Source organism: Synechococcus sp. Cruz CV12-2-Slac-r (assembly GCF_024346075.1).
Lineage (GTDB): Bacteria > Cyanobacteriota > Cyanobacteriia > PCC-6307 > Cyanobiaceae > Synechococcus_D.
Genome location: NZ_JAGQEK010000074.1, coordinates 1 through 8,429 on the forward strand (window position 1 = coordinate 1; position 8,429 = coordinate 8,429).

Below are 8,429 nucleotides of genomic sequence, written 5' to 3' on the forward strand. Positions count from 1 at the left end.
GCCGCCATAGAAAAATGCCAAGCCCGGGGTCATCAACAACACCAAAGCTGAACCCATCAGCATTAGTAGGGTGTCGGCCCCATCGGTGGGCATTTTTGTGAGGGCTGCCTTGGCGGAACCTGCCATCAAGGGAAGCAAGCCAGCACCAGCAGCCAACAAAAACACACCAGTGCGCAGCAAACTGCTGTCGTGGCGCAAGGAATGGAGAAATCCCGTTTGCTGTAATCGCCAACGGTCGATGCTTTGCATCGCCGAAGGGGGAAGGAACCTAGAGGATGAAATCAAATTGAAGAACCTTCAAATCTGAATCCACACTGGGGGCAGTCGAATAATAAAAATGTATAGATTGATGCAAAATGCAGACTTTTAGTTGCGTCTTAGAAATATCTTGAAGCCGCCTGGGCTGTAGTTAAGCCAGCTCGCGCTTAGGGCGTTGCTGCCGCCAACGCAGGGCTGTCCAGGTAATGAATACCAGCACCAATGGCAGAACTCCTACCAATGCCAAAAGCCTAAATTCATCGGCAATTGAAGAAGCGCTGCTGGTGAGAACTTGTTCAATCACATAAAGGCCGTAAAGCCCAATCAAAATCCAGCCTTCTCTGCGGGTAATAACACCACCAGACCAAAAAATTGGTAGGCAAGCCAAGGTGGTTGCCACCATGATTGGAAAATCACGATTGATCATCACCGGATCAACGCCAAGGCCCCTGCTGCCGGAAACCAAGCCACACAAGCCCAAAATCACAAGTTGATTAAGCAGGTTGCTACCCACCACATTGCCAATAGCAAGATCGGGCTTACCGCGATAAGCGGCCACTAAAGAAGTAACTAGTTCTGGCATAGAAGTGCCCGCCGAAACGATCGTTAAACCGATCACAGTTTCACTAACTCCCAAGCCTTGGGCTGCTGCAATCGCCCCTTTCACTAACACCTGGGAGCCAATCACCAATAACACCAAACCCACAATTAATTTTGTTATTGCAATAGGTGTAGGCGATCCCCCAGCCTCAGCGCCTAGGTCTTCCGCCGGTTCGGAAGGCTCCTGCCTAGCGGAACCGATTTCCCAAACCAAATTAATAATTGTTCCCGCCATTAATGCGAGGCCTGCGATCCAAGTAATTCGCCCCCCAGAGGCCATCCCCCAGGTGGCCATAGAAACAGCTAAGAGAAGGGGAACATCGCGTTTCACTAAACGGCTCTTCACCCGCAGTGGCATCACAGCGGCACTCGCACCGAGCACCACCAGCACATTAAAAATATTTGACCCAACAATATTGCTTACAGCGATTGCATCACCTGCGCTGCCGCCTTTAAGCGTTGAAAGCAGGCTTACAAATAGCTCAGGCGCACTGGTACCCAAAGACACCACTGTGAGGCCAATCACTATTTGGGGAATACCCAATAGCAATGAAAGTGCAACAGAGCCAGCAACAAATAATTCACCGCCGCAAAATAACAACAAGATGCCAATTATTATCAAGCCAAAATCAATTAAAAAAGGAGCAGTCATCAGGTTTAAAAATAACTTTTAGTTACTGCTGGAGAGGTGCAGTGCCCAGCCATTGCACTGAATTATCAGTGAAACCAAACCGGCAAGGCAGCATCTCCACCCCCGCCGCAAGAGCTTGGCGAAACAATTGGCCATAACGAGGATCTGCGCTATCGCCAGGGGCAAAGCGCAGCACATCTTCACGGCTTAAGCATGGAATTAATACCCCCCTTGCATCTGGCAGCACCCCCATTAATTCCTCAAGGTGTTTTTGGCCTCTTTCCGTAACGGTGTCTGGAAATAAAGCCAGTTCCCCATCACTCCAGGTGGTGTTTTTCACCTCCACATAAATCGGCCGAGGATCCAGCGCTTCTGGAGCAGGAGTAAGCAACAAATCAATCCGGCTACGGCGATTGAGGCCATAGGCCACCTCAGCGCGAATCGAGCCAATTGGGCCTAGCCAGGGCTCGAGTAAACCCGCCTCAATTGTTGCCCGCAAGAGACGATTCGGCAGAGCTGTATTCACCCCTACCCAACAATTTCCGCCTCCAGCTGCTGGCACTTGCGCCTGCTCCCAGGTGTAGGCCAGCTTGCGCGTGGGGGATGGATCGTGGCGTATCCGCACTTTCCCCCCCGGCCGCAACACCCCCGTCATGGGGCCTGTATTTGCGCAATGGGCAGTTACCACCTCGCCATCAGCAAGTTGCACCTCGCAAAGAAAACGCTTCCAGCGTTTGAGCAATACCCCTTCCAAAAGGGGTTCAAACTTCAACACATCAACAGCAGCCATTGCGCCAGGCCAGTGGTTAGGCCATGGTCCACCACAATCAGCCCTATCGGTTCAGCTCAATAAATGCCTTATGGCTGAAATTGCTACTCCTGCCAAAAATTTGCGGCAGATCGCCATGGTGGTGGCTGTTGCCACTACCCTCAGCAAGGTGGCGGGGCTTGTGCGCCAACAGGCGATCGCGGCTGCTTTTGGAGTGGGGGCCGCCTACGACGCCTTCAACTACGCCTATGTATTACCGGGGTTTTTATTAATCCTGCTAGGCGGCATTAACGGACCCTTCCATAGCGCTGTAGTGAGCGTGATGGCAAAGCAGGAGCGGGCTGAAAGTGCCCGCTTGCTGGCTGCAATCAACACCCTGGTGGGTTTGGGTTTACTGGGGGCCACTGTTTTATTGGTGCTGCTGGCAGATCCATTGATCACCCTTGTGGGGCCTGGCTTGGATCCCGCTCTGCACGATCTCGCCGCCTTGCAGTTGCGGCTGATGGCACCCATGGCATTGTTTGCCGGCTTAATCGGCCTGGGTTTTGGCGCCTTAAATGCCGCCGATGAATATTGGTTGCCGGCGATTAGTCCGTTGGTTTCCAGCTTGGCGGTGCTGCTGGGCTTAGGGCTGTTGTGGTTCCAAGCCGGCCCTGCCATCGGCACCGCCCCTTGGGCATTAGCAGGCGGCGCGGTGTTAGCCCTAAGCACCTTGGGGGGAGCAATCCTGCAGTGGTTGATCCAGCTGCCAGCGCTGGCGCGCCCGGGGTTGGGCCAATTGCGGCTCAGTTTCAACTGGAAGCAACCGGGGGTAAAGGAAGTGCTGCAGGTAATGGGGCCTGCAACCCTCTCTTCTGGGATGTTGCAAATAAACGTGTATGTGGATCTCTTTTTTGCTAGCGGCATCAGTGGCGCAGCAGCAGGCCTGGGCTATGCAGGCTTGCTTGTGCAAACCCCTTTAGGAATTCTTTCCAACATGCTGCTGGTGCCATTGCTGCCGGTATTTGCCCGGCTCACCGCGCCAGAAGATCGGGGCCAACTGCTGCAACGCATTCGCCAAGGGGTGATGCTCAGCAACGCCAGCATGTTGCCATTGGGGGCCTTAATGGTGGCCCTAGCCGGGCCGATCGTTGCTTTGGTGTATGAGCGGGGCGCATTTAATGCCAATGCCGCCAGCTTGGTGGTGGGGATTTTGATGGCTTACGGGGTGGGGATGCCTGCCTACCTCAGCCGTGATGTGTTGGTGCGGGTTTTTTATGCCCTCGGCGATGGCAACACCCCCTTTCGCATTTCGATGGCGGGGATTGGCCTTAATGCAGGGTTGGATTGGCTGCTGGTGGGTTGTCCGCTGCCGGGGGGTTTACTGCTGCCCCAGTTGAATTTCCAAGCGCCGGGGCTAGTGCTGGCAACAGTTGGCGTGAATGTGGTGAGTTGCCTCGCCCTGTTGATCGCATTAAGAAAAAAACTAGGTGCCCTGCCGATCGGCGCCTGGGCAAAAGACACAGGCCTCTTAACCATTGCCGCCTTGGTGGGTGGATTACTGGCCTGGGCACTTGCCACTGCGATTGCCTGGCCGCCCCATCTAATTGGCAAATTGCTGCAGGTGCTTATTTGCGGTGGCAGCGGCGCCGTTAGCTATGGCTTAATCGCGGGGGGGCTTGGCGTGCCAGAAGCGCGGGAATTAGGCCGAAGCATTATTCAACGCTGCGTTGGTCGCGCACGTTGATAGGTAGCTCTATGTGGCTGCGGCCAATCATCTGCAAACCTTCAACGGAGTAGATGCGGGCTTGGATGCCAAATTCGCGGAAAGCGGTTTCCAGCTCCTGCAATAAAGCTTTCTCCACCTGGGCCTCGGCATCCACAACAGTGCCCAACAGCCTTTCCCCCAATTTGCCCACCCTTTTACGCATCACCTCACGGGCGTTCGTTACTTCAATTACAAGCATCCGTCGCCAGCGGCGTTTTCCCAGTATCGCTGCAGAAGGGCTCAAGAATTTCTTCTAGATCCATTAATTGGCCAGGGGGGATTAAACGAGCAAGGGGAAAACGGCTGCTGCCTCCGGCTACGGGCACCTGTAATCGCTCCAAAGCTGAGCGCACCGCTGCTGCTGCCCCTTGATTTAGAAAGCCAGCCAACTCTTCTGCAAGGGGCTGGGCCAACTTGGCATCACCCAAATACAAATGCCAACCGGCAATTTGGATATAGATGCGATCAGCGATAGCCCCGCTGAGATCTCTCAGCTGAGCAGCAGTGAGGCTCATGCAGATTTTGCTGATTTTTTGTAGCACCAAACTAGATGCAACAGCAACAGCACTAGCCACACCAAGCTCAGCTGCGGCAAAGGCTGCAACGAACCGGGGCGGAGGCCATGCCACAGCCATAAACCGCTATTCACAAAAGAGAACAGGGCCCCATGAACGCCAAAATTGACCCAGCGCTCCAGCTGCTGATATTCGGGGTCTTGCGGGTCTGGGGGCCTGGTAGCAACAAGGGGCAAGGTAATTGTGATGCAGCTTTTATTCTGAACCAAACCGATGGGTACTTGACGAAACCCCGCTGCTGCTGAGCAGAATGGAAAGTTCAAGCGCTTGTAGCTCAGCGGATTAGAGCATCTGACTACGGATCAGAGGGTCGGGAGTTCGAATCTCTCCAGGCGCGTTTTTTTTACCCCTCGGGGTTACCGCCTGAAAGGGCGGTTTTTTTTGGCTTCAGGTTTCTACGATTACTGCAATGTTTCGCCCCATAGGCCCATCTCCTTGACACAAACAGCACCATCACAAACAGCCGTATCACAACTCACCATGACCGCCCCAGATGCATTGCTGGAGGCTGATCCCCAGGTGGCAGCGCTAATTAATAAAGAACTTGAACGCCAGCAAACCCACCTGGAGCTGATCGCCAGCGAAAATTTCACCTCCCCTGCGGTGATGGCAGCTCAAGGTTCGGTTTTAACAAATAAATATGCCGAAGGTTTACCCCATAAGCGTTATTACGGGGGCTGTGAACACGTTGACGCGATTGAAGAATTAGCGATAGAGCGGGCTAAACAACTTTTTGGTGCTGCTTGGGCCAATGTGCAGCCCCATAGCGGTGCCCAAGCCAATTTCGCTGTATTTCTTGCCTTGCTTCAACCCGGCGACAAGATCATGGGGATGGATCTTTCCCATGGCGGACACCTCACCCATGGCTCACCGGTAAATGTGAGTGGCAAGTGGTTTAAGGCGGTGCATTACGGCGTTGATCCAGTTAGCCAGCAGTTAAACCTTGAAGAAATTCGCAAACAAGCTCTAGCTGAACGGCCCAAGCTGATCATTTGCGGCTATTCCGCCTATCCGCGCACGATCGATTTTGCCGGTTTCCGCGCGATTGCCGATGAAGTGGGTGCATATCTGCTGGCGGATATGGCTCACATTGCTGGCCTAGTGGCGGCAGGTGTGCATCCCAGCCCTGTGCCCCACTGCCATGTGGTTACTACCACCACCCATAAAACACTGCGGGGTCCGCGGGGTGGCTTGATCCTTTGCTCAGATGCTGCCTTCGGCAAACAATTTGATAAGGCGGTATTTCCCGGCAACCAAGGCGGACCCCTCGAGCATGTGATTGCAGCAAAAGCAGTGGCTTTTGGCGAAGCGCTGCAACCAGGTTTCAAGAGTTATTGCCAGCAGGTGATCGTTAACGCCAAAGCGTTGGCTGAAAGATTGCAGGCCCGCGGCATTGCAGTAGTGAGTGGCGGCACCGATAACCACATCGTGCTGCTGGATCTGCGTTCGATCGGAATCACCGGCAAAGTGGCCGACCTATTGGTGAGCGAAGTAAACATCACCGCCAATAAAAACACCGTGCCATTTGATCCGGAATCACCATTTGTTACCAGCGGCCTGCGCCTTGGTAGTGCAGCGCTCACCAGCAGAGGTTTTACAGCCGCTGCCTTCAGTGAAGTGGCAGATGTGATTGCTGATCGCTTAACAAATCCTGAAAACGTCGAAATCGAGCAGCGCTGCCGCGATCGAGTAGCTGCCCTTTGCAAGCAATTTCCCCTTTATGGCAGCCGCGGTTAAGCTGCCCCTATAGGCCTTGGCCTCCTGTGGACTCCAGCCCCCTGATCCCTGCGATCGCCACCATGGTGGGTGCCGGTCTATTTACCGCAGCCATCGTGCCGATGGTGCGGCAACTTGGCTTGAAATGGGGCTTAATCGATCAACCCGATCCCCGTAAACAGCATCTTGAACCGATGGTGCGTCTAGGGGGAATCGGCATCGTGCTGGGCTTTTGCCTTGCTCTTTTAATTACTTGGCTGCTGGGGGGATTTGGCAATTTGCCCGCCAGCCGCGATCAATTGATCTGGAGCACCCTGATCGGAGGGGTTGCCTTTTTTGCAGTTGGCCTCAGCGACGACTTATTTCAATTACCGCCCCTTCCGAGGCTTGGCCTGCAAATCGCGGTGGCAACTGTGGTGTGGAGCCAAGGGGTAAAGATCGGCTCAATCACCCTGCCGTTCGACAGCACCTTGAGCCTCAGCCTGCCGGATTGGCTAAGCGCAATTATCACGGTGATCTGGTTGGTGGGGATCACTAATGCAATCAATTGGCTTGATGGCCTTGATGGCCTTGCCGCCGGGGTAAGCGGTATTGCTGCAGTTGGTTTGTTGTCTGTGAGTTTTAGCCTGCATCAAACGGGAGCTGGCCTTCTTGCTGCTGCTTTAGCAGGGGCTTCCTTGGGTTTCCTACGCGATAATTTCAATCCGGCCCGGATTTTTATGGGCGATGGCGGTTCCTATTTCCTTGGCTTCAGCTTGGCGGCCATCAGTTTGGTGGGCCCGGCTAAGGAGCTCACAACCGTGAGTTTGTTGCTGCCTTTATTGATTTTGTCTTTGCCTTTAGCCGATATGTCTGCGGTGATCATGGGCCGCGTTAGCTCAGGCAGATCGCCCTTTTATCCCGATCGTCGCCATCTGCATCACCGTTTACTGAGGGCTGGATTTAGCCATCGCCGCACCGTGGTGTTGATCTATGCCTTTACCCAATGGTTTGTTGCTTTAGCGATGGTGGCAGCTAATGCTGAACTGCGTTTTCTCTGGTTAGCGTTAGCAACAGGTGTGTTGATTTGGGTAGTGGTGCGCAGCCATCGCAGCCAAAGGGATGAACCCTTAGATCAAGGTGAATAACAACAAGCAAAGCCAGATTGAAGTGCTTTGTATTGGCACAGAGCTGTTGCTTGGCAACATTGTTAATGGCAATGCCCGCTGGCTAGCGGAAGAATTAGCGCGGCTTGGAATTCCCCATTTTCGCCAAACCGTGGTGGGCGATAACAAAGAGCGCTTAACGGAAGTGGTGTTGGAGGCTTCCAAGCGTTGTCGGGTGTTGATTTGTACCGGCGGGCTTGGCCCCACCCCAGACGATCTCACCACTGAAACCCTCGCGGCAGCATTTGGTGCCCCCTTAGAGGAACGCAGTGAGGTGCTTGCAGATATAAAAGAGAAATTAACCGCCAAGGGCCGGCCCATGGCCGCTAGCAATTGCAAGCAGGCGCTCCTGCCGATGGGTGCTGCGGTTCTCAGCAATCCACTGGGCACTGCACCGGGGATGATCTGGTCGCCGCTGCCCAATTTTTCATTGCTGACCTTTCCGGGGGTGCCAGCTGAAATGCAGGCGATGTGGGAGCAAACGGCGGTGCCCTGGCTGCAACAGCAAGGGCTCACAAGCGGCATCTTTCGCAGCCGCCTGTTGCGTTTCTGGGGTGTTGCTGAATCCAGCCTGGCGGAACAGGTGGCGCCATTTTTAGAACAACAAAACCCAACTGTTGCCCCCTATGCCGGCCGTGGTGAGGTGAAATTACGAATCACGGCCTGGGCCGATAACGCGGAGAACGCCGATGGCTTGATTGCACCGGTAGAAAAAGAATTGCGGGCAATCGGCGGTAGTAATTGTTTTGGCGCCGATAGCGACAGCCTTGCTTCTGTGGTGCTTGCTGCTTTAAGGCAAAGGGGAGAAACCCTGGCAGTGGCTGAAAGTTGCACCGCTGGTGGAGTTGGGGCTGCACTTGGGGCGGTGCCTGGAGCCTCTGATGTATTTATCGGTGGGGTAATCGCCTATGCCAATCAGATCAAACAGGCTTTGCTTGGGGTGCCGGCTGACACCTTGGCAAGCCATGGCGCCGTAAGCGAAGCGGTG

The 8,429-nt window shown here is 54.3% G+C and carries 9 protein-coding genes, 1 tRNA gene and 1 pseudogene; 5 read left to right on the forward strand and 6 right to left on the reverse strand.

All coding sequences use genetic code 11. The annotated features are described in order from the left end of the window. The 3 genes and pseudogenes from KB557_RS07050 to sfsA all read right to left on the reverse strand — a co-directional run. A pseudogene (locus KB557_RS07050) lies at positions 1-249 on the reverse strand (hypothetical protein); the annotation flags it as partial. Between the two features lie 160 nt (positions 250-409). Beyond that, on the reverse strand, positions 410-1,510 hold the full coding sequence (locus tag KB557_RS07055; protein WP_255132684.1) for a calcium/sodium antiporter: 1,101 nt from the start codon (positions 1,508-1,510) through the stop codon (positions 410-412). Between the two features lie 22 nt (positions 1,511-1,532). Further along, positions 1,533-2,279: a DNA/RNA nuclease SfsA gene (gene sfsA, locus KB557_RS07060; protein ID WP_255132686.1), complete on the reverse strand. Its 747-nt coding sequence runs from the start codon at positions 2,277-2,279 to the stop codon at positions 1,533-1,535. Positions 2,280-2,349: 70 nt separating this feature from the next. On the opposite strand from sfsA, the gene murJ reads away from it, so the two are divergent. Next, positions 2,350-3,984 carry a murein biosynthesis integral membrane protein MurJ gene (gene murJ, locus KB557_RS07065; RefSeq protein ID WP_255132688.1) on the forward strand — a complete coding sequence of 545 codons (1,635 nt, stop codon included), beginning with the start codon at positions 2,350-2,352 and terminating at the stop codon, positions 3,982-3,984. Here the strand turns inward: murJ and KB557_RS07070 are convergent. The 3 genes from KB557_RS07070 to KB557_RS07080 are packed head-to-tail and all read right to left on the reverse strand — an operon-like array spanning position 3,953 to position 4,843. Then, a complete protein-coding gene (locus KB557_RS07070) occupies positions 3,953-4,204 on the reverse strand; it encodes a cytochrome-c oxidase (RefSeq protein WP_255132690.1) in 252 nt (83 codons plus the stop codon). The genes murJ and KB557_RS07070 overlap by 32 nt on opposite strands. Beyond that, positions 4,191-4,520, reverse strand: a complete 330-nt coding sequence (locus tag KB557_RS07075) for a DUF3181 family protein (protein WP_255132692.1) — start codon at positions 4,518-4,520, stop codon at positions 4,191-4,193. Before KB557_RS07075 ends, KB557_RS07070 begins: the two co-directional genes overlap by 14 nt. Next, positions 4,517-4,843 carry a hypothetical protein gene (locus tag KB557_RS07080; protein ID WP_255132694.1) on the reverse strand — a complete coding sequence of 109 codons (327 nt, stop codon included), beginning with the start codon at positions 4,841-4,843 and terminating at the stop codon, positions 4,517-4,519. The genes KB557_RS07075 and KB557_RS07080 overlap by 4 nt, the downstream gene beginning before the upstream one ends. Here KB557_RS07080 and KB557_RS07085 point away from each other — a divergent pair. The 4 genes from KB557_RS07085 to KB557_RS07100 form a co-directional block, all read left to right on the forward strand. Next, positions 4,844-4,917, forward strand: a tRNA-Arg gene (locus KB557_RS07085). It begins immediately after the preceding gene. Between the two features lie 143 nt (positions 4,918-5,060). Continuing rightward, positions 5,061-6,317: a serine hydroxymethyltransferase gene (glyA, locus tag KB557_RS07090; RefSeq protein ID WP_255132698.1), complete on the forward strand. Its 1,257-nt coding sequence runs from the start codon at positions 5,061-5,063 to the stop codon at positions 6,315-6,317. Between the two features lie 62 nt (positions 6,318-6,379). Then, a complete protein-coding gene (locus KB557_RS07095) occupies positions 6,380-7,423 on the forward strand; it encodes a glycosyltransferase family 4 protein (protein WP_255132700.1) in 1,044 nt (347 codons plus the stop codon). Beyond that, a partial coding sequence (locus KB557_RS07100; RefSeq protein ID WP_255132696.1) for a competence/damage-inducible protein A occupies positions 7,416-8,429 on the forward strand: 1,014 nt, incomplete at its 3' end. The genes KB557_RS07095 and KB557_RS07100, both read left to right, overlap by 8 nt.